18 protein-coding genes are annotated in these 22,454 nt (G+C 50.7%); all 18 read right to left on the reverse strand.

Features of this window, described 5'->3' with window-relative positions:
• Positions 1-81: 81 nt before the first annotated feature.
• The 18 genes from speC to A0U42_RS08100 all read right to left on the reverse strand — a co-directional run bounded on the left by speC (position 82) and on the right by A0U42_RS08100 (position 22,454).
• The gene (gene speC / locus A0U42_RS08015; RefSeq protein ID WP_065360560.1) at positions 82-2,241 is read right to left on the reverse strand and encodes an ornithine decarboxylase; all 2,160 of its coding nucleotides are present in this window, start codon (positions 2,239-2,241) and stop codon (positions 82-84) included.
• Positions 2,242-2,413: 172 nt separating this feature from the next.
• Entirely contained in the window at positions 2,414-3,586 is a 1,173-nt protein-coding gene (locus tag A0U42_RS08020; RefSeq protein WP_065360561.1) for an acetylornithine/succinylornithine family transaminase, read from the reverse strand.
• A 56-nt stretch (positions 3,587-3,642) separates the two neighbouring features.
• A complete protein-coding gene (gene argB, locus A0U42_RS08025; RefSeq protein WP_044505134.1) occupies positions 3,643-4,551 on the reverse strand; it encodes an acetylglutamate kinase in 909 nt (302 codons plus the stop codon).
• An 18-nt stretch (positions 4,552-4,569) separates the two neighbouring features.
• Positions 4,570-5,289, reverse strand: coding sequence for an arginine biosynthesis protein ArgJ (locus tag A0U42_RS08030; protein WP_065360562.1), 720 nt, complete (start codon positions 5,287-5,289; stop codon positions 4,570-4,572).
• 15 nt (positions 5,290-5,304) lie between these two features.
• On the reverse strand, positions 5,305-6,252 hold the full coding sequence (gene argC, locus A0U42_RS08035; protein WP_255304142.1) for an N-acetyl-gamma-glutamyl-phosphate reductase: 948 nt from the start codon (positions 6,250-6,252) through the stop codon (positions 5,305-5,307).
• 156 nt (positions 6,253-6,408) lie between these two features.
• Entirely contained in the window at positions 6,409-7,335 is a 927-nt protein-coding gene (locus A0U42_RS08040; protein WP_255304137.1) for an LD-carboxypeptidase, read from the reverse strand.
• Positions 7,335-7,808 carry a hypothetical protein gene (locus A0U42_RS08045; protein WP_255304138.1) on the reverse strand — a complete coding sequence of 158 codons (474 nt, stop codon included), beginning with the start codon at positions 7,806-7,808 and terminating at the stop codon, positions 7,335-7,337. The genes A0U42_RS08040 and A0U42_RS08045 overlap by 1 nt, the downstream gene beginning before the upstream one ends.
• A 159-nt stretch (positions 7,809-7,967) precedes the next feature.
• On the reverse strand, positions 7,968-11,171 hold the full coding sequence (carB, locus tag A0U42_RS08050) for a carbamoyl-phosphate synthase large subunit (RefSeq protein ID WP_065360564.1): 3,204 nt from the start codon (positions 11,169-11,171) through the stop codon (positions 7,968-7,970).
• 1 nt (position 11,172) lies between these two features.
• Positions 11,173-12,234 carry a carbamoyl phosphate synthase small subunit gene (locus A0U42_RS08055; RefSeq protein WP_065360565.1) on the reverse strand — a complete coding sequence of 354 codons (1,062 nt, stop codon included), beginning with the start codon at positions 12,232-12,234 and terminating at the stop codon, positions 11,173-11,175.
• Positions 12,234-13,523, reverse strand: a complete 1,290-nt coding sequence (locus A0U42_RS08060; RefSeq protein ID WP_065360566.1) for a dihydroorotase — start codon at positions 13,521-13,523, stop codon at positions 12,234-12,236. The genes A0U42_RS08055 and A0U42_RS08060 overlap by 1 nt, the downstream gene beginning before the upstream one ends.
• Positions 13,507-14,451 (reverse strand): aspartate carbamoyltransferase catalytic subunit, encoded by a 945-nt coding sequence (locus A0U42_RS08065; protein ID WP_044505140.1) that lies wholly within the window; start codon positions 14,449-14,451, stop codon positions 13,507-13,509. Before A0U42_RS08065 ends, A0U42_RS08060 begins: the two co-directional genes overlap by 17 nt.
• 228 nt (positions 14,452-14,679) lie before the next feature.
• A complete protein-coding gene (locus tag A0U42_RS08070) occupies positions 14,680-15,177 on the reverse strand; it encodes a copper amine oxidase N-terminal domain-containing protein (RefSeq protein ID WP_065360567.1) in 498 nt (165 codons plus the stop codon).
• Positions 15,178-15,298: 121 nt separating this feature from the next.
• The gene (gene mcrC, locus A0U42_RS08075) at positions 15,299-16,369 is read right to left on the reverse strand and encodes a 5-methylcytosine-specific restriction endonuclease system specificity protein McrC (protein ID WP_065360568.1); all 1,071 of its coding nucleotides are present in this window, start codon (positions 16,367-16,369) and stop codon (positions 15,299-15,301) included.
• On the reverse strand, positions 16,366-18,774 hold the full coding sequence (locus A0U42_RS08080; protein ID WP_065360569.1) for an AAA family ATPase: 2,409 nt from the start codon (positions 18,772-18,774) through the stop codon (positions 16,366-16,368). The genes mcrC and A0U42_RS08080 overlap by 4 nt, the downstream gene beginning before the upstream one ends.
• Positions 18,775-19,176: 402 nt before the next feature.
• The gene (locus A0U42_RS08085; RefSeq protein WP_065360570.1) at positions 19,177-20,112 is read right to left on the reverse strand and encodes a hypothetical protein; all 936 of its coding nucleotides are present in this window, start codon (positions 20,110-20,112) and stop codon (positions 19,177-19,179) included.
• 24 nt (positions 20,113-20,136) lie between these two features.
• The gene (pyrE, locus tag A0U42_RS08090; protein WP_044505144.1) at positions 20,137-20,724 is read right to left on the reverse strand and encodes an orotate phosphoribosyltransferase; all 588 of its coding nucleotides are present in this window, start codon (positions 20,722-20,724) and stop codon (positions 20,137-20,139) included.
• Positions 20,725-20,730: 6 nt separating this feature from the next.
• Positions 20,731-21,444, reverse strand: coding sequence for an orotidine-5'-phosphate decarboxylase (gene pyrF / locus A0U42_RS08095; RefSeq protein WP_065360571.1), 714 nt, complete (start codon positions 21,442-21,444; stop codon positions 20,731-20,733).
• An 80-nt stretch (positions 21,445-21,524) separates the two neighbouring features.
• Complete coding sequence (locus A0U42_RS08100) at positions 21,525-22,454, reverse strand: NAD-dependent epimerase/dehydratase family protein (protein WP_065360572.1); 930 nt, start codon at positions 22,452-22,454, stop codon at positions 21,525-21,527.

Raw genomic sequence — 22,454 nt, forward strand, 5'->3', positions numbered from 1 at the left:
ATATAAAACAAGGGGTCTTGTGAACCGGAGTGTCCACAAGACCCCAACATTTATTATAGAACCTTTTTTTCATGTACAAGCTTATTCTTTTAGGACGTAGCCATAAGCATGGATACGGCCGTCGTCTTCTTTTTCCAAATAGACGCCCTGGATTTCCGAGGCAAAACCGGGCAGTTCGTTCAACCCTTCTTCGAGGGCCTTGAAATACTGAACCGCCGTCTTTGACCAGCGTTCACCCGGGACGACACAGAGGACGCCCGGCGGATACGGAAGGGCCCCTTCAAGGGCGATGCGGCCTTCGATGTTGTCCAAGGAAACCAATTCGCCCTGCCCGCGGACGAAGGCGTGATGAGCTTCTTGGGGACTCATGACATATTCCGGGAAGTATTCCCGACGGAACAATTTTTTCTGTAAATCTTTTACATGATGAGATTTATAAAAATCGTGCATTTCCTGGCAAAGGCGTCGTATCGTATAGCCGGCATAGCGGTCGGGATGGGAATTGTAGACGCCGAGGAGGACTTCCTGCATGGGGACGTCGTGATCGACGAAGCGTTCAAAGCGGACCAATTGGGATACGAGGAGGCGCATCTTGTTCTTATTTTCGGCCGGTGTCAAAAGGAACAAGATCGAGTTCAAGTCGCACTTTTCCGGGATGACGCCATTTCCCCGAAGGTACGTCGCCAGAATATTGGCATGGATTCCGAAATCTTCATATTCTCCCGATTCAGCATCGATCCCGGGTGTCGTAAGTAAGAGCTTGCAGGGATCGACACGATACTGACCTTCTCCATAACCTTCAAAGGCATGCCATTTGGCGTCGGGCTCGAAGGTAAAGTAAGCCAAATCATGGGCCATCTCATCCGTATCCCCCTCCTGCCAAGGTTTGCCATGAACGGCAGGTGCGACGAAGGGCCGGATATAATGGCAGCGGCGCAGGATATCTTTTCGGGCATCGATGCCCAGTTTCACGCAGTCCAGCCACATCTTTCGGCCGGCGGCACCGGCATGGATTTTGGCGTTGACGGCAATGGTAGCAAACATGGGATAAAAAGGACTCGTCGAGGCATTGGCCATAAAGGAATTGTTAAAGACCTTATGGTTACAGTACCGAGCCTGGTTGTGGATGTGGTTATCCTTCTTATGGATCTGCGAAGCCTGAGAAAAGCCGGCCTGCTGTTTATGTACCGACTGGACGACGAGGATGCCCGGATCGTCGTCATGCAAGTCGAGGAGGAGGGGCGAGCAGTCCTTGAGCATAGGAATAAACTGTTCATAGCCGGCCCAAGCCGAATCAAAGAGGATGTAGTCGCAGAGGTGGCCGATGCGGTCGACGACGTACCGGGCGTTGTACAGCGTGCCGTCATAGGTATCGAGTTGGATGACGGCCAAGCGGAAGGGCCGTTCGGATTTTGCCTTTTCAGGATTCCGTTCAGCTGCCAGCTGGCGCAGATATCCTTCATCAAAGCAGTGGTCGTCGATGCCGCCGATGAAGCCATAAGGGTTTCTGGCCGTCTCCAAATAGACCGGCTCGGCACCGGCCTGAATGAGGGCCCCGATGGCAACGGACTTGTGGTTATTTCGATCGTAAAGGACTAAGTCCCCCGGTGCCAATAAGGCGTTGGCCACGACCTTATTGGCCGATGACGAACCGTTTAGGACGAAATAGGTCTTATCGGCATGGAAGACTTCGGCCGCAAAATCCTGGGCTTCCAGGGCCGGCCCTTCATGGATGAGAAGGTCGCCTAAGGTAACGTCAGCATTACAAATATCGGACTGGAAAATATGGGGGCCGTAAAAATCATAGAGATATCGTCCGGCAGGATGCTTTTTGAAAAATAAGCCGTCTTGGTGACCCGGGCAGTCAAAGGGCGTATTCTTTTCACTGACATAGTCGACGAGGTCGGCAAAGAACGGCGGCAGCACCGTCTGTTCATAACGGCCGGCCAGCCGTTCGGCAGCGGCAATGCAGCGGCTCTTATTGACCATTTCTTCCGTAAAGACGACGTCGACCTTATCGATATACGATTCGGGCAGCTTCTCGCCGCCGGGCATGATGACCATGATAGGGATGCCGAAACCGGTCTCCTCAATGGCATCGATATAATCAAAATCCTGGTCCGACAGGACGGCTACGGCAACATCGGTGAAGTCCGTCTCTTCGATGGGCACGATGTCCCGGTCGCTGTCGACAAAATAATATTGTACGTCAAAACTGTAAGCTATCTTTAAATGTTTCATATATGGCCTTCCTTATGGGCTTCAAAAACTACCACATTACCGGTATAGCCATATTGTACGAAATTCACCGATCAATAGCAAGACGGCGGCCCTATACAGCAACGAGCCTTCCCAATATTCAGCAAAAAAGCAGCCCCGTCAGAGACTGCTTCACAAAAACGATGAATGGTACTTATTGATCGATAACTTTTTTCACGATATCAACGGCTTCTTTCAAGTCATCCCAAGAGATGTTGAGGGGCGGCAGGAGGCGGACCAGCCCATTGGCCGTAAGGACCAGGACGCCTTTTTCGACGCAGCCTTCGACGACGTCACTCAGGTCTTTATCCTTAAGGGCAATGCCGATCATGAGGCCCATACCGGAGACGTGGTCGACGTGTTGGCACGGTTCCAGTTCTTCTTTGATATACTGACCTTTTTTCTGTACTTCTTCCATCAATTCCGGCGTCAGGCGGTCGATGATGGAAATAGCGCCGGCCGTGCAGATTGGGTTGCCGCCAAAGGTCGAGCCATGGGTATGGTCGGTCAAGGTTTTCTCTGTCGAAGCGGCAAAGAGGGTGACCCCCAAGGGCAGGCCGCCGCCGATGGCCTTAGCCGTCGAGACGATATCCGGTTCAATGCCGTAGCCCATATAGGCATAGAGATAGCCCGTACGGCCGTTGCCGGTCTGGACTTCATCGACGACGATCAAGATGTCATGAGCCTTGGCGTAAGCTGCGACCTCTTTGACAAAGTCCTTATCGAGAGGATGGACGCCGCCTTCACCCTGAACCATTTCCATCATGATGGCGCAGACCTTATTCGTTTCGCATAAGTGTTTGACATCGTCAAAATTGTCGGCTTCGGCATAGACGAAACCGTCGACGAAGGGACCGAAATCCTGATGCAGTGATTCCTGGCCGCAGGCCGTCAATGTCGCTAAGGTACGGCCGTGGAAGCTGTTTTTCAAGGTGATGATCGTATGGCGGCCGTCACCGTATTTGTCATGAGAATATTTCCGAGCCGTCTTGATGGCACATTCATTAGCTTCAGCACCGGAGTTTGAGAAGAATACCTTCTTCATGCCCGTCTTTTGGCAGAGTTTTTCCGCCAGGATGGTCTGCGGTTCCGTATAGAAGACGTTTGAAATGTGACTCAATTTATGGAGCTGTGTTTCGACGGCCTGAATCCATTCATCGTCACAGACACCAAAAATATTGACGGCAATGCCGGCACTGAGGTCAATGTACTTTTTTCCGTCTACATCATATAAGGTGGCCCCTTTGCCATGATCGAGGACGGCACCGATCCGATTGTAGACATTTACAATATATTCTTTATCAAGAGCTTTATAATCTTCTGCCATTGTTTTTATCTCCTTTTTACCCGAATCCGGGTTGACAACCTTTCTCCCCAACAGCCTTACTTTCCTAAGGAATAGTGGCCGACGAACATCGTCCCCAAACCTTCTTCGGTCAGCATTTCAATGAGGATGGCATGCGGCACGGTGCCGTTGATGATGAACACTCGCTTGACGCCGGCTTTGATAGCGTCGGTGCAGCACTGAACTTTGGGAATCATACCGCCGGCGATGATGCCGTCCTGTTCTAACTGCCGCGACTGTTCGAGGGTGATTTCCGTCAACAGTGAATCGGGATCAGACGGGTCTTTGAGGACGCCGTCGATATTGGTCATGGACAGCATACATTCGGCATTGAGGGCCCCGGCAATCTGGGCAGCAGCCGTATCAGCATTGATGTTGTAAGCCTGCCCGTCCGTATCCGTCCCAATCGTCGAGATGACAGGAATGTATCCCTTGTCGAGGTTGTCTTGAATGATGGATACGTCGACGTTGGTAATCCGCCCGACATAGCCCAATTCATCGCTCTGTTTGCGGACCTTGATCATCTGGTCATCGATGCCGCAGAGGCCGATAGCCTTGCCGCCGATAGATCCGATGAGATTGACTAAATCCTTATTGACCTGGCCGGCCAGGACCATTTGGACAACCTTCATGGTCGCTTCGTCGGTCACCCGAAGACCGTTGATGAACTTCGATTCAATGCCGAGTTGATCCAAGGCCGACTTAATATGCGGGCCGCCGCCGTGGACGAGAACCACTTTGACGCCGATGAGATTCAACAAAACGATATCGCCCATGACCGACCGTTTCAAATCTTCATTGATCATGGCATTGCCGCCGTACTTGACGACGACTGTTTTACCGCTGTACTTTTTAATATATGGCAGGGCATTCATCAAAATCTGTGCCTTTTGAGCATTGGTCACAGCTTTTACATCTTCCGATACGAGATCACTTCTTTTAAACATCTATTGTCTTCCCCCTATTTAACTGCACGCTTTCAAAGCATGTTGAAAGCCTAATTTTACCAGTAACGCTTCGATTCCCCCTGCCAAAGCATCATGGCCTACCGGCTGTGCGCCGGCTCCCCCATTGGCCATGACGATGAAGGTGAAATGTTCCGTATCCATATCGGCCTTGACCTGAATCAAGGCCTTTTCAATCATAGTCCCGTCAACTGACGCGTCGGTCATGATGACGCATAAGCCGGCGCTGTCATCCGTCCCGTCGGCAGCGATGCCCTGTAAAGAACCGCAGTCTCCCCCAAGAGACACGGTCTGAGACGACACATCACCACAGTTATCGAGGACGGCTTCTAAGGGCTGAGTATCTGTATCGAGGCCAGCCGTCAAATTGTTCAAGCTGTGAATCAAGAGGGACGGGCGAAAATACTGCCCCTTGACTCCATTGGCGACGAGGGCTACCGAATCCGGAGCTTCACCAACACAGGTACTGACAGCTTGACAGACTTCTTTTGAAATCTCAAGACCGCGCATTCCTTCAGGAAGGGCCGTCCCATTGTGCAGGACCAGGATTTTTCCGGAACGAGCCGTCATCCCCTGCGCTGTATCGGTCACGATGGAGCAGTCTCGTCGGCTTACGATCATGGCGACGTCCAATTTTACACGGCTGCTGCATAATCCACTGTACGTACCGGCAGCCTGAAATCCTTGCGGTACGCCAAAGTTATCATAAACCTGACTCATACTGATTCCACCTTTCTAATGTTTTAACTGTAATCCTGTGGCCTCGTCGATGCCCATCATGAGGTTCATATTCTGAATGGCAGCACCGGAAGCGCCTTTGCCCAGGTTATCGAATAAAGAAGTGACCATGATGCGCTGGTCGTTGCCAGTTACGACGATTTCCATGTCATCGTAGCCGCTCATGTCATTGGCACTGATAAAGCCACCCTTGTCGGTCCCAAAGTCGAGGACATGAATGAAGGGGCAGCCGTCATAATGCTCAGCTAAAATATCCCATACATCTTTGGCTGTGACCTTCTTCGTCAAGAGCTGGCTGAAGAAAGGAATCATCACTTCCATGCCGCTGTAATAGTCGTCGACGATGGGCGTAAAGACCGGTTCCTGTGCCAAGTGGCAGATGGAAACGATTTCCTTCAAATGTTTGTGCTGCTGACTAAGGCCGTACTGCCGCGGTGCCAAGAGATCGGTGCTCTTATCCCTTTCGTATTGGCCAATCATCTTCTTGCCGCCGCCGCTGTAGCCGGTCAGAGAAAAGGCCGTCACCGGATAATCGGCCGGTACCAAACCTGCCGCCGTCAAGGGCTGTAAAATAGAGATGGCGCCACTGGCGTGGCAGCCGGGATTGCCGACGAAATCGCTTGCAGCAATGGCTTTGGCCTGTTCCTTAGAGAGTTCCGGAAAACCGTAGGTCCCCCCCGGGGCGACCCGCCGCCCGGTCGACGTATCGATGAGGCGAACCTTACAGCCTTCTGCCAGTTTGACGGCTTCGGCAGCCGCATCATCGGGAAGGCAGAGGAAGGCGATGTCGGCGGCTTTCATGCAGGCACGGATGGCATCGGGATCTTTTCTTTTTTCGTCAGCAATGGGAATCAATTCGATATCCTGACGCTGGCTGAGGCGTTCATGAATCCGAAGACCTGTCGTCCCTTCATGCCCATCTATAAATACTTTCGTCTTCACAATGCATCACTCCCAGAAAAAAACAATCTATACTTCAAAATAGCTTATACCTTCATGTTTTATTGAATTTTAATTCATTATAGTTGAATTAAAATGTTTTGTCAATAAAATATGCATTGTTTTTACATAATTATTATTATAACTTTTCATCACGATACGTCATTCTTGAAAGGATAAGGAGGCTTTCGTCCCATTGGCCTCAAGATAGACAGTAAGGCCATAAGGGATAAAGGCCTTATCGGCAGTATGGCCGACAGGCAGTCCCTTGACAGCCGGCACCCGGGCCAGATGAGCATAATAATCCAGCACTTCATCGGTCGTAAAGTCACCGTCATCGTGGGAGGATGCCGTAAAATCACCATATACAATGGCCGACACACGGGACAAGAGACCGCTCTGCCAGAGCTGATTCATCATCCGGTCGATGCGGTATGAGCTTTCGCCCGTATCTTCGAGCACCAAAATACACCCCGTGCCGTCGAGGGCATAGGGTGTACCGACGAGGGATGCAAGAATCGTCAAATTCCCCCCTACAATAGGGCCTTTGGCCGTTCCCTCAGTGATGGTCGTAAGTTTTCGTCCGGGCGGCAGTGCCAAGACTCCGCGCCATGATTCTCGTTTTAATCCGTCAAAGAATTGATCCGCTGTATAATCATTCGAACCGCCTAAGGTAACCATCAAAGGACCGTTAGCCGTGATAAGGCGGCTCTTTTCCCATAAGGCTATCTGAAGGGCCGTAATATCACTGAATCCGACGACCCATTTCGGATGGGACGCCATATAGTCGTAATCGAGCTTATCGAGGATACGAGCCGAGCCGTAGCCGCCGTTAAGGCAGACGATGGCCTTTACGTCATCGTCATAGAATAAAGCGTTTATATCTCGAGCTCTCGCTTCATCGGTTCCGGAAAAGAAACCGTAGGAGCCGGACACCGTCGGCATCATCTTTACCCGGTATCCGGCCTGTGTCAGGCGAGCCACCGCCCTTGAAATATCCTGCCCCTCTCCATGTGTGGCCGGTGCCGCGACGCCGATCCAGTCACCGGCTTTTAGCGGTGCCGGAATGTGAACGGCCGCATCCCGCACTACTCCCCCTTGTAGTAGCGTTCCATTCCCTGAGCATAGCCATAGTCATCGTTTAAATACTGGCCCGTCTTCTGGCGGTAGCAGAGGTTGACCGTCACGAAGTCGGCAATGTCCTTATGCTTCAGCTGTTTCTTCCGCATAGGAATTTCCAACCAGGTATTCGTCGAGTCATTGTAGATCCAGGCCTGTCCGCGGAAGATTTTATACGTCAAGGGATAGGTTCCTTCGATGCGTCCCGAATCTTCCGGCGAGCGGAAGAGGTTAACCTTGAAAATCCAGCCTTGTCCATTGTCTTTAATCGTTTCAAGGGAACTGAGATCGACGTACATTTCATAGCCCATGCCGAAGTTAATGGGCCGGTAATTACTGTTGGCCGCTAAGGGGCTGTTGAAGAAGGCCTGGGCACCGAAGACGCTGCCAAAGGTCAAGGCGGCACCCAAGGCCGCTGTCAATAAGCTGTGTTTTACGTTCATGATCATCATCCTTTCTGTCATTACGTTTATTATAGCATAATTCATGCGGATAAAACCGTCTCCGGCAGCGCCTTACCCATATCAAAGCTGCCGGCAAAAAAAGAAGTCTCCCATATTCATGAGAGACTTCTGTATCATCAGACTGTACCTGTGAAAGGTTTATTCCATATCGTAGTCCTGAAGGGCTGCAACGTGATGATAGCCGTCGTTCTTGCCTTTATTGGCAAAGACGCGCAGGACTTCGCGAGCCGTATCCAACGAGGTCAGGCAGGGAACGGCCAATTCAACAGCCATGCGGCGGAGGTTAAAGCCGTCACGTTCGGGATGCTTGCCGTAGGTCAGGGTATTGAGGACCAAATCGATTTTACCGTTGCGGATCATGGTAGCGATATTCTGACCGCCTTCATGGATCTTGCGGACGATATCGACGGGCATGCCGTGATCGTTGAAGTAGGATCCGGTACCTTCGGTGGCAATGATGTGATAGCCGAGTTCTTTAAAGCCTTCTGCCAGATGCAGGGCTTCGGCTTTATCGCGGTCGGCGACGGTAACCAAAATCGTGCCGCCGGCAGGAATCTTCATCTTGGCGCCGTTGACGGCCTTATACAAGGCTTCCGAATAGGAGTGGCCGATGCCCATGACTTCGCCTGTCGATTTCATTTCAGGTCCGAGGGCGATTTCAGCCAGGCCGATCTTGCTGAAGGAGAATACCGGAGCCTTGGCAGCAACGTGATTCTTCGCCGGCATGAGGCCACTGTGGATGCCCATATCCTTCAAGGTTTCGCCGAGGGCGATGCGGGTTGCGATTTCAACGATTGGGAAGTGCGTTACCTTACTGAGGAAAGGAACGGTACGGCTCGAACGGGGATTGACTTCGATGATGTACAATTTGCCCCGCGATACGACGAACTGGATGTTGACCGAGCCTTTGACCTGGAGTTCCAGAGAAATGCGGGTCGTATAGTCGACGATCTGGGCGATCATATCGTCGTCGAGGTGCTGCGGCGGGTATACGGCAATGGAGTCACCGGAATGGACGCCGGCTCGTTCTACCTGTTCCATGATGCCCGGAATGTAGACGTCGGTTCCGTCGGCGACAGCGTCGACTTCGACTTCACGGCCTACCATGTATTCGTCGATGAGAATCGGATGGTCCGGCGAAGCGATGACGGCTTCACGGAGATAGCGTTCCAATTCCTTTTCATTATAGACGATTTCCATAGCCCGGCCGCCGAGGACGTATGACGGGCGGACGATGAGAGGGAATTCCAATTCCGAAGCGACCTTCATGGCTTCTTTATCGCTGGTCGCAATGCGGCCGTCCGGACGAGGAATGTTCAGTTTAGCCAGGACTTCGTCGAAGCGTTCCCGGTCTTCTGCCCGGTCCATGCCGTCGACAGAGGTGCCGAGGACGGTGACGCCGCGCTTAGCCAGGGGCGCCGCCAAGTTGATGGCCGTCTGGCCGCCGAACTGGCAGATGACACCGACGGGCTTTTCTTTTTCGACGACAGCCATGACGTCTTCGACCATGAGCGGTTCAAAGTACAGGCTGTCCGACGTATCGAAGTCGGTGCTGACCGTTTCCGGGTTGTTGTTGATGATGATGCTGTTCATACCGGCCTTGCGCAGGGCCCAGGCGGAGTGGACCGAGCAATAGTCGAATTCAATCCCCTGGCCGATGCGGATCGGGCCCGAACCGAGGACGATGACGCTCTTCTTGCCGAGGGGCTTGACTTCATCTTCCGTAGCGTAGCAGGAATAGTAGTACGGCGTAGCCGCTTCAAATTCAGCCGCGCAGGTATCGACCATCTTAAACGTCGGCGTAATGCCGTGGTCGGCGCGGAACTGACGGACTTCTTCTTCCGTCTTTTTCGTAAATCCGGCGATGACGGCGTCGGGCATGCTGTAGCGTTTGGCCAAACGAACGTTGTCGATGGTCAGGTTGTTGCGCTGCAGGTCGAATTCGACGTCGATGATGTTTTTGATTTTATGGAGGAACCACAGGTCGTAACCGGTGATGTAGTGGATCTTTTCTTCACTGATACCGAGGCGCAGGGCCTGAGCGACGACGAACAGCCGTTCATCATCCTGTTTCTGCAAAAGTTCGACGATGTCGATGAGGGACTTGCTTTCCAGCTTCTTCATGGAAATGTAGTTGACCCCGATTTCCAAGGAACGAACGGCTTTGAGAAGAGCCCCTTCAAAGCAGCGGTCAAGGGACATGACTTCCCCTGTTGCCTTCATCTGGGTGCCTAAGGATTTATCGGCCAAGGCGAATTTTTCAAAGGGCCAGCGCGGGAACTTGACGACGCAGTAGTCGAGAGTCGGTTCGAAGCAGGCCGTCGTCTTACCCGTAACGGCGTTAGTAATCTGATCCAGGGTTAGACCCGTTGCGACTTTAGCGGCAACTTTGGCGATGGGATAGCCCGTCGCTTTCGAAGCCAGGGCCGACGAACGGCTGACACGAGGATTGACTTCGATGACGTAGTACTGATTGCTGTTCGGGTCGAGGGCATACTGGACGTTGCAGCCGCCTTCGATTTTCAAGCGGCGGATGATATCAAGGGATGCCGTGCGCAGCATCTGATACTGCAAATCGTTCAAGGTCTGGCTCGGAGCGACGACGATAGAGTCGCCCGTATGGATTCCGACGGGGTCGACATTTTCCATGTTGCAGACGATGATGCAGTTATCGGCCTTATCGCGCATGACTTCATATTCGATTTCTTTCCAGCCGGCAACGGAGCGTTCGACGAGGATCTGATTGATCGGGCTGAGTTTGATGCCGCGGGTAGCAATCATGAACAGTTCGTCTTCGTCGTGGGCGATGCCGCCGCCGGTACCGCCGAGGGTAAAGGCCGGGCGGACAATGATCGGGTAGCCGATTTTATCGGCAAATTCAATGGCCGACGGAACGTCTTCGAAGATATCACTTTCCGGGACCGGCTGGTTGATATCGTTCATGGCCTTTTTAAATAATTCACGGTCTTCCGCTTCTTCGATAGCCGACAGGCGCGTACCGAGAAGCTGGACGTTATATTTTTCAAGGACGCCGGCATTGGCCAACTGAACGGCCATATTGAGGCCGACCTGACCGCCGAGGGTAGCCAAAAGGCCGTCGGGCCGTTCTTTTTCAATGACTTCCGTAACGTAGTCGAGGGAAATCGGTTCGACATAGACGCGGTCGGCAATGTCTTCGTCAGTCATGATCGTCGCCGGGTTGCTGTTGATGAGGACGACTTCCAACCCTTCTTCTTTCAAGGCACGGCAGGCCTGGGTACCGGCATAGTCAAATTCGGCGGCCTGCCCGATGATAATAGGGCCGGAACCGATAACGAGTACTTTCTTCAATCCTTCTACCATGTTATTTTTCCTCCATCATCTTGACGAATTGGGTAAACAGATACAGATTGTCCGTCGGTCCCGGCGAGGCTTCCGGATGGTACTGGACGCACATGATGTTCTGGGACGGGACTTCAAAACCTTCAAGGGTGTTGTCATGGAGGTTGCGGTGAGTAATGACGACCTTATCTTTCGGAAGAGATTCTTCGTCGATAATATAGCCGTGGTTCTGAGACGTGATATAGACCCGGCCCGTGCGGATATCCTTGACCGGATGGTTGGAACCGCGATGACCGAAAGTCAATTTGCGGCTCTTGCCGCCGAGGGCCAAACCGATGAGCTGCAGACCCAGGCAGATGCCGAAAATCGGTTTCTTGCCCATGAGCTGTTTAACCGTATCGATGATATCGGGAATATCCTTCGGGTCGCCAGGGCCGTTGCTGAGGAAGATACCGTCAGGATTGACAGCCAATACGTCTTCGGCCTTGGTCGTGGCCGGGAAGATGGTCAGGCGGCAGTCGTTATGGACCAGTTCACGCAGGATATTGCCCTTAGCGCCATAGTCCATGACAGCTACGTGGTAGCGGCCATCGCCCATATGCTTGATGTCCCGCGTTGAGACTTTTTTTACGAACTGCGTTTCAAGGGGCGTATCAAAGAGTTCTTTAATGGCGCTTTCTTCCATCGTTTCCGGTACGATGACGCCCTTCATGACGCCCTGGCTGCGGATAGCCCGGGTAATGGCACGCGTATCGACGCCGTAAAGGCAGGGGATGTGGTGTGTCATAATAAAGGTAGACAGCTGGCCTTCGTTCTGCCAGTTGCTCGGTTCTTCACAAAGTTCACTGACGATGAAGCCGGCAGCATAAGGACGATCGGCCTGTTCGATTTCGTGGAACAAGCCGTAATTGCCGATAATCGGATAGGTCAGGGTAATGATCTGTCCGGCATAGGACGGGTCCGTAAAGGTTTCCTGATAGCCTGTCATGCCGGTATTGAAGACGACTTCGCCGACAGCCGGTTCATCCATCAGCATATTGCCGTAAAATTTCTGTCCGTTCTCTAATATGAGGACACCTTTCATTATAAAACCTCCCCGTTTTTCATCACAAATTTACCATTGACGATGGCAGCTGCCGCCTTCCCTTTGAAGATCATTTCATCAAAAGGAGTCGACTTTCCCTTGGAATAGAATTTCGAGGAATCGACTGTCCATTCTTTATCGAGATCAAGGATCGTTAAATCAGCATCCTTCCCCGGTGCAATGACGCCGGCATCGAGGCCGAGGATTTTAGCCTGGGCCGTCGACATGACATTGACCAGACTCATGAGATCGATGATACCCGTATGATACAAATGCGTCAGCATGGCGCCGACACTCGTTTCAAGGCCGACAAAGCCGCTGGGCGCCAAATTGAATTCTTGGTCTTTTTCTTCCCATTCATGAGGAGCATGGTCGGTAACGACAGCATCGATGGTACCGTCTACCAAGCCTTCGACGCAGGCATCGCGGTGGATGTCCGAGCGAATGGGAGGATTCATTTTGTAGCGTGTTTCAAAGGTCCGCAGGGCTTCATCGGTAAAGATGAGGTGCTGCGGCGTGACTTCAGCCGTAACCTTGACGCCGCGCTTTTTAGCCTGCCGAACGAGGTCGACGGCGTTCTTGGTGCTGATGTGGGCGATGTGGACCGGCGTCCCCGTCGCTTCAGCCAGGAAGATATCGCGGGCAACGGCGATATCTTCGGCAACGGCCGGACGGCCCTTCATGCCCAGTTCGTTAGATACGACGCCTTCGTGCATATTGCCGCCTTCGATGAGGTTGTCATCTTCGCAGTGGTCGATGATGATCTTATGGAACATGCTGGCATATTCCATGGCTTTACGCATGAAGTCGGAATTTTCTACGTAGTGACCGTCATCGGAAAAGGCGACGACCCCTTCTTTGGCCATAGCGCCCATAGCTGAGAGTTCCTGGCCCTGTTGGCCTTTGGAAATAGCACCGATGATTTCTACCTTAACCTTAGCTTCATGTTCAATCTTATACTTCAAGCCGTCGACGACAATAGCCGAGTCGATGACCGGTTTCGTGTTAGGCATAGTGGCAACGCGGGTAATGCCGCCGGCAGCCGCTGCCTTAGTCCCCGTTTCAATCGTTTCCTTGCCCGACTGGCCCGGTTGACGGAGATGGACGTGCATATCGATGAAGCCCGGTGCTACGACGAGACCCGAAGCATCGAAAACTTCTTCAGCGCTGTCCGCTGCTAAATTAGCTCCAACTTCTTTAATTTTTCCATTTTCAATGAGGATATCACAAATTTCGTCCTGCTGCATGGCCGGATTGATCACTCTGCCGCCTTTAACGAGTAATGTCAACGTCATCGCCTCCCATAATTGTCAGATATAATACGGCCATACGGACCGATACGCCGTTCATGACCTGTTCCTGAATCGAAGAATGTTCGCTGTAGCAAACGTCGGAATCAATTTCGATGCCCCGGTTCATCGGGCCCGGATGAAGGACGAGAACGTCGTCTTTCGCCCATTTGAGGCGGTCTTTCTTGATACCAAACAGCGAGTTATATTCACCGGCGCTGGGGAAGAATCCGATACCCTGGCGTTCCTTCTGGATACGCAGGACGTTGATGACGTCCGCATCCTTTAGGGCTTCCTTCAAGTCGTAATGAACGGTGACGCCCATGGCTTCCAATTCCGGCTGGAGCAGCGTCCGCGGACCGACGAGGTGTACGTCTGCCCCCATCGTCTTGAGGCCGTAAATGTTGGACCGTGCTACGCGGCCGTGGTCGATGTCGCCGACGATGACGACCTTCAACCCTTCGATGCGGCCTTTTACTTCCTGAATGGTGAACATGTCGAGGAGTCCCTGCGTCGGATGTTCGTGAGCACCGTCACCGGCGTTGATGATGATCGGATCGACACAGCGCTGAGCAAAGCTCGGCGATCCTTCCTGCTTCTGACGCATGACGATGGCATCGACCCCCATGGCTGTCACCGTTAAGAGGGTGTCGCGGAAGCTTTCCCCTTTTTGAATGGAACTTCCTCGGGGCGTAAAATTGATGACGTCGGCTCCGAGATACTTGGCAGCCATTTCAAAAGAACCGCGGGTACGGGTACTCGGTTCCCAAAACATGTTGACCACCGACTTGCCTTTGAGCAAGGACAATTTCTTATTGTCACTCTTGACGACGGCCTTCATTTTCTTTGCAACCCGCAAGATCAATTCAATTTCTTCCCTCGGCACTCCCTGGAGTCCCAACAGGCTCTTGCCCTGTATATTAACCATCGAATCCTCCTTGAAAAAAAAAGACCTCTGCCGCAGGGCAAAGGTCATATTCTAAGCATGGCAAAATATGTCCCTTTGTAGCCTCTCCGGACTATATTAAAGGTACAAGCTAGAAGTATAAGAATCACACAGCCTCACAGGACTGTCGTATATTCTCTATCTATTTTATCGGCCATGGCCTATAAAGTCAAGAATTTTTTCAGGGTCTTCCGTGGAACCGAATGTTTTTTAAACCTGGTCGGCCGGCGTAATCGTTACGTCCTGCGGAGAAATAGACACATTATTATAAAGGGCTTCAAAAAGCTGTGCCGGTACGTACATCGTGCCGTTGACATTGACCGGTCCCGTGCCGTACTGGAAGATGCGGTTCAAATTAATCTTCTTAATCGTCCCGATGCGTTCGTACCAGTCTTCTCCGGGCTTGATGATGATATAGGCAATGTTCATTTCGACGCGGACACTCTGGTCGGTCGGATCCCAATTTACCGTATAACCTAACTGTTCGGCAACCTTACGCAGCGGAATCATGACCACATCGCCTTTTTGCAGGACGGCTCCGTCGGCGGGATCCATGACCTTTCCGGCAACGGTAAGCTTACACTGCTGGATTGCCGTCAATCCCGGTGCCGATACATAAGGGCCCATGACCGGACCTTCATTAAAAGCAAAAACCGGACTCACTGCCAAGGCCGCCATAAACAGGGCCGCCATCAGACACTTTTTCATAAGGGATTCCCCCTCCCATCTAAAAATAAGCGATAGATAATGACATATGCTTATATATTTCGACAAAGAAGTATATTTTCCTTCTTTCGGACTGATCCAGTCCCATAAATTGCAAAGGAATTTACCATATCCCGAAATGGTCTCTTACAATACGGTCCAGTTGTTCTGCAATCTTCGGAAATTCCTGATTCAAATCCAGTGTCTGTACAGAAATCTGATTGCCGCTCATGTGATAGACATTGTCCGGCACAATATCTTCCTCGGTCTTTGCATAGAGCAGCATTCCGGAAACCCGATGCCCCATTCCGGCAACTGCGGCCTCTTTATTCTTCACATACGTAAAAATCTGATACAGATTCCCAGAATGAAGGGTCTCTACATCAAAACGTGACTGCCATATCCGCTCGTAATATTTGGCATCGATAATGAGGGTCTGACCTCCGTACGTCAACGTAATATCTGTCTGCATGATCGGAAGCCGGGCATCAAAGCCGTCGTCGAGCTGCCAAGGTATCTGCGACGCCCGGGCCGAGAACCCTTTTATCCGCTGTCCAAATTCCTGTGCATAATATTCGAGAATGAATTTTTCATACAATCGGCTCATCCGCTGCCCATCCAAAAATCCCATCAGACGGTACTCGCCCGGTTCTGTTGTCAGAAGTGAACCTTCTGTCAGAAGTTGGGAAATGGCAAGCAGCATCTGATATGTGCGGTTGTTGCGCTGAAAGCGAATGTCCGAAAAGCGGACCTGTTTTAGATCAATCTCGGCTACATTTGAAAAAAACAGCATTTCCTTCTTGAGTTCTGCCTTGTACTTGTCCTGCACATCCTTCTGTTTCAACAGCAGGATGACCGTCGATTTTAGAATCTGATTGAGCCGATTGTCCTCGGAAAGTTCTCCATAGTCACAGGTAACAACCAGGCGGTGCTGCAAGCGGTTCCTCATCGTCCCGGGCATATTAATTTTCCCACGAACGACGTGCCGATTTTTCACGCGATGGGTATACTCTCGATAAAGGCCTTGCTTGAGCTGCCGTCCGATTCCTTTGGCAAGAATCGCCGCAAAGAGGTTATGGATATTATCAAAAGGCTCTTTCTCGATAGTCTCGTAGGTAGATTGTTTTAGTATGGTAAAGGCGTAGGACAACATATAATAGATGTTTTTTATGAATATGCTTCTATCCCTGGTCATTGGAATACTCCATGGAGGATATTATCCCAGTGCTGTATCTTGCTGTCCTCGTCAAACCAGTATTCCGAAATCATAGGCAGAATGTCATAATCTACAACAGCCTGCATCCAGCTATCGGTACAAGTATCTTTCGTCTTGCCGCAAAAATAGCTGTGTCCGATACAGAATCCCTTCCCGAGGGACTTATCTCGCCGGATCGATTCATTGAGTTCGATGACCTTGGAAATGAGTTCATCAAAGGTTTCGTTATCCATCGCAGCTTTATAGTCGCTGAACCCCTTGGACTCAAAGCCCGGTTCGAGTTCGAAGAAGCTGAACCGCCGCCGCAAGGCATAATCAATCATGGCCAGGCTTCGGTCAGCCGTATTCATCATGCCGATGATATAAAGGTTCTCCGGAACGGAAAAGGGCATGCCATTGTAGGCCAAGGTCGCCGTCTTACCACGGTAGTCTTTTTCAATCAGCATCAACAGCTCCCCAAAAATTTGACTCAGATTGCCGCGGTTGATCTCATCAATGATAAAGAAGAATTTTTTATCCCGTTGATTGGCAGCCTTCTGACAGAACCGGTAAAATACACCGGTTTTCAACGTAAAACCGCCCGATTCATTCGGCTTGTATCCCATCATGAAATCTTCATAGGAATAACTCTGATGGAACTGAATGAATTCAATTTGACTTTCGTTCTTTTCCCCCATCAGAGAATACGCCAACCTCTTGGCACAGAATGTCTTTCCGACGCCGGGCGCTCCCTGCAGGATGACGTTTTTCTTATTAAGCAGCACTTCTGTCAGACGATCATAGTCCTCCTCGGTCAAATAGACTTCCGACAGAAAATCATCCTTTGTATAACGACTCGGTGCCACGTCCGGATGCAGCGGATTCTCATCGCGAATCATATCCATGATGAAGTCATACTCATCCTTGGTTAACCTAAAAAAGCTGCCATTCGAATTCCGGAAAAATTCCATCTCCTTTAGTTCCGGACTGGCCTTGAGTATCTGGTAATCGATAGGAGATGACAAGCCTTCGGTCTTTTCAAAAAATATCTTCTTTCCATCATTTTCTGCCTTAACCCGGACAAGGGCAACAATCTGCTTTACCGGATTCGCTTCGTATCCGATGACGAGATCACCGGCCTTGACATCGATAAAATTCTGGAATATTCTTCGCTTATGTCCGTTTTCGTTATATAGTGTATAGGCCTCCACTTCGCCGACTGAGAGGTCAGAAAAACTCCAGATTTTTGGATTGGCATTCATCCACCAGTAGGAAGGTTCAGCCTTTTCATCATCAGACGCTGCGGAGAGATCGACGCCGCTCAAATCAATGTGATCAAGTGCCTTAGAAAGTGGCGAACGAAGTTTCCATATAAAACCGCCTCCATCCTTCTTGGATGCGTATTTTCCGACATACAGAACAGGCCACCATTTGGAGTCTCTGGAATTGCGATCCGGCGGCAGGGGACAACCGGTCTTTTCCGCGACTCGCCTTGCCAAGGCAGATGAATTCGTATTATAGAAATTCTTTGATTCTCCGTATTTACTAGAAAGCTCGGTGCAGGTAGCTTCTCCGCCAGAATCTTTGAGCCGTTTCATAATTTGGAGGCAACTTTCGTTAAAGACCTCCGTATCCTGCAAGAGCATCACCCATTCCTCTTCCGTCAATCCCGGATCATACTCCGAGGCTTTCGGCCACCATCCATCATGTTCATTCCTATCGTCTTTGGAATAGTCCCGACTGATATAGAAGCCGACATCGAAGGTCAGTGTTTTCAACTCCGGATCCGGATAGCAGTCATCGGTAAGATGATTTCGAAAGAGCTCCACCAGCTCCGTATCTTGCTTCAGTTCCGCACAGATTTCATCATAGAATTTATAAAAATGTTGAAGGTTATCCCTATAGGCTCCCTTCTTAAACCGATAATCACTGTTTAAGACATCAGCTACTTTTTTTACCTCGCTGAGCTTATAAATATAGTATGTATCCGGATACCGCAGCCAAAGATAGGTTGTTATGGCATTTTCATTTTGATAGTGCTGTTTAGCTCCGTTGCCGTATGTATCGCGCAGAACAGAAGACTGTTTCTTAAAGGCAGCAATGCGATCATAGACTTCCTTACGCTCATCAAAGAGGTCCCTATACATGGCACGGACTTCCTCGGGAGCATTCTTGGCAAATCCGGTAATCATACCTTTGGGAAAGTTATTCCTAGAAGTAAGCAGATTATCGGTCTCGGCCAGGGATTTTTCCAGCATGGCGGCAAAATCAGCCGCCTCTGTATCCCAGTTGTCTTGAAAGCATTTAACCGCTTCCCATTTGTATTTTTCCCTTTCCCAGCGCTTAGGCAAGAAATCTTTCTTGTATCGAACCAGAACGTCCGCTAACTCAGATTTATCGAACATCAATCGTACCTCCTCAGACCTTGCAAAGTATTATATATTTTCCAAGTAACATACGGTAAGCAAAAGTTCATCTCCACACTCACTTGTAAAAGATGATCTTCCCCGGTTTCGATTCGACAGAACCGAACGCCCCCTTGGCCGCCACGATTACTGCCGTATTCACAAAATCGCCTTATGCTCTCTATCTTTATTATATTCGTTCGCTAAGGTCCCATATCCTGTCTCCCTTGTAAATATTTATGACAACGGCTCTCTAGCTTCTAACTACACTTTTCTAAAAAATATCCCCTTACGTTATATCCTTAAATCTAACGTAAGGGGATGGCACATTATTATGATATTTACGGATGGCTCATACCTAATGCAAGGAGAACCCCATCAAGACGATGCATTCTCACTCATTTAAAAGCTAAAGAAACCTGTTTCATCAGCCATAGGCAAGATGGGGAATCCGTGGGGTACAGGCTGGACGATCATGAATACTAAGGCTGTCAAGACGGCGACTCCCAGGGTGAGGTACGAGAAGCTGCCCTTACCGGAATGTTCATATAGACCGAACAGGCGAATACCGACAGCCGTACCGATGGTGGCAAATAAGGCGCCGATTGAAAAATAACGGTACATGGCGTAAGAGGCCACCAGGGCAATCAACATGGCCCCATTGATGACGATGGGGAAGCATTTAGACAGGACCGATTCAGGATTGCGGCGCATAGCCGTAAGCCAATCCGTCCCATCGATGCCGCTGAGGCCGGTAAGCAAAGCCGACAGGTAGAGCCATTTGTCCCACCAAGCCGTGCCCTTGCGCCGATCGCCCATGCGCCACATGATGGCAGCATACAGCAAAATGGCAACGCCGCCGACAATATAGTAATAATTTTCCGGAATGAACTGAACTGCAGCCGCGCCTATCGTCACTAAGACACCGGCGGGAATGACCATCTGGACGATTTGCCACTTCGAAGGCCGTGACTTGGGATTCATTTCCCGGTAAATCTTCGCAAAGATTTCCAGCAGGAACACGAGGATAAAGAAGGCGATACCGACAAAGGGATTCAGTGCTGCCACTCCGACGGTAATCAAGATGGGAATGGCCAGCCGCACGCCGGGGAAAAAGGCAAAGCTTTTGATCCGCATGACGTGGAGCTGCGAATAGACGGTAAAATACGTAAAGACGTTAAACATCAACATAGCCGAGATAGCTTCGACCGGTTTGGCTCCCATATACAAAAACAGGAGGAGGACACACATGCTCATATTCATTCCCGTAAAGCGGGCAAAGATGGTCCCCATCAAACCGGCCACAAAAAACGGGGCGATGGCCGATAACATTTCCATGGATAAAACAACTCCTGACCCAGATTATTTTAAATGATGGCTTCCCCGTTCTGTCATGGGGATACTCTGTTTGCACAGAGGGCATTCTTCCGGCTTGTACGTCGGAACCGTCAAGTGAAGCAGGGCCTGAACCTTGTCTTTCGGCACGCCGAATTCAGCCTTGCCGCCGCTGCGGTCGACGAGGAGGCCGACACCGACGATGACGCCGCCGGCTTTTTTAACGACATCGACGACTTCCTGAACCGATCCGCCGGTGGTTACGATATCTTCGACGATAAGGACCCGTTCACCCGGTTCGATATGGAAACCGCGGCGCAAGGTCATGACGCCCTTTTCCCGTTCGGTAAAGATAGCCCGCGTTCCGAGAGCTTTGCCGACTTCATGAGCCAAGAGGATGCCGCCGGTCATGGGTCCCATAACGGTCTGTACATTCTGATCCTTAAAGCGTTCAGCCAGTTCCTTACAAAGCTTTTCCGTATATTCCGGATGCTGAAGGACATTGAATTTTTCGACATACAGCGGGCTGTGCAGTCCCGATGTCAAGAGAAAATGACCTTCCAATACGGCCTTGGTTTCGACTAATAACTGTCTTACTTCTTCTTCTGTCAACATAATGAATTATACCCCCTGAATTTCTGCTAAAATCTTTGCGGCTGCCTCTTTCGGATCGTCCGCTTTGGTAATCGGCCTGCCGATAACTAAATGGGAAGCCCCGTCGCACAGTGCCTGAGACGGCGTCGTGAAGCGCTTCTGGTCATTGGCAACGGCAAAAGTCGGCCGAATGCCCGGCGTGACGATGAGGAAGTCCGGCCCGTTCATCGAACGGATTTCCTTGGCTTCATACGGCGACGATACGGTACCATCGATACCGGCTTCTTTGGCAATTTTCGCTAAATTCTTTACCGAATCAGCAATGCAGTCTCGACCGCCGATTTCTTTCCAAGCGTCTTCATCGATGCTGGTCAATACCGTAACTGCCAACAAACGCGGCCGTTCGATGCCTAATTTTTCCGCTTCATCATGGACGGCTTCGGCTGCCGCTTCCATCATAGCCCGGCCTCCGGTCCCGTGAAGGGTCATGAAATCGGCGCCAAGGCGGGTCAAGGCACGAATACTCTGACCGACAGTATTGGGAATGTCGTGTACTTTCAAATCGAGGAAAACGTGTTTTCCCTGATCCTTTAAGTACCGCACCGCATCGGGTCCGGCGCTGTAAAACAGTTCCATGCCGACTTTATAAAAAGAAACACGGTCGCCCAGTGTTTCTACGAGCTTCTTCAGGTCTTCCAGTGAATGGACATCCAAAGCCACAATGATTCTATCATCTGCCATGAGCTCTCCTCCTGTATACTTATATAGGCATATCTAATTAATTGTGTCATGTTTTACCATACCTGTCAAGGCGCTGCCCTTCACTTAGCAGCGGCACGACGGTACCACTCGTAGGTGCGGCGAATCCCTTCGGCAAGATCCGTCGGAGGCACAAAGGAAAGGAGCGATTCCAAAGCCTTATTACTTAAGACCGACCGCAGGATATCGCCGGTACGCGCAGCCTTATAGTCAACAGGAACGGCATGACCCACGGCTTTTTCAAAGCTTTCGATCAGTTCGTTGATGCTGGTTTCGGTTCCGGTCGAGACGTTTATCGTATGATAGCCCGTAAGAGGCAGGGCCCGGATAATAGCCTGGGCAATATCACCGGCATAGACGAAATCCCGCGTCTGATTGCCGTCACCATAGACGGTAATCCCTTGATTTTCCGATAAGAGTTTACAGAAAATGCTGACGACACCGCCTTCGCCTTTTTCCCCCTGCCGTTCACCATAGACATTGGCAAAGCGAAACACCGTAGCGTCCAACCCATAGAGCTCATGATATACTCTCAAGTAGTGTTCCGTCGTCATCTTGGTAATGCCGTAAGGCGACGTCGGCACCAAGTGCTCTCCTTCATCCAGAGGAATATTTAAATTATCCCCATAAACGGCAGCACTCGATGAAAAGAGAATGTGCGGGACCTTGTATTTTCGGCATCCTTCCAAGACCTGAAGGACGCCTTCTAAATTAATCCGGCAATCGACAATCGGCTGCGATACAGAGAACGGAACCATCGTCTGGGCCGCCAAATGGATGACGGCTGAAAAAGAATGATTTTTAAAAATGGCGTCAACAGCGTCTTGATCGCAGACATCGCCTTCAATCAATTCCATCCCGGCCGGCACATGTTCGCGGGACCCGCCGGATAAATTGTCGAAAACGACGACCTTTATATCCGGCCGCCCCTGTAAAGCTTCCAAGATATGCGATCCAATAAACCCGGCACCGCCAGTAATCAAAATTTCCAC

The sequence above is a fragment of the Megasphaera sp. DISK 18 genome, from assembly GCF_001682955.1.
Lineage (GTDB): Bacteria > Bacillota > Negativicutes > Veillonellales > Megasphaeraceae > Megasphaera > Megasphaera massiliensis.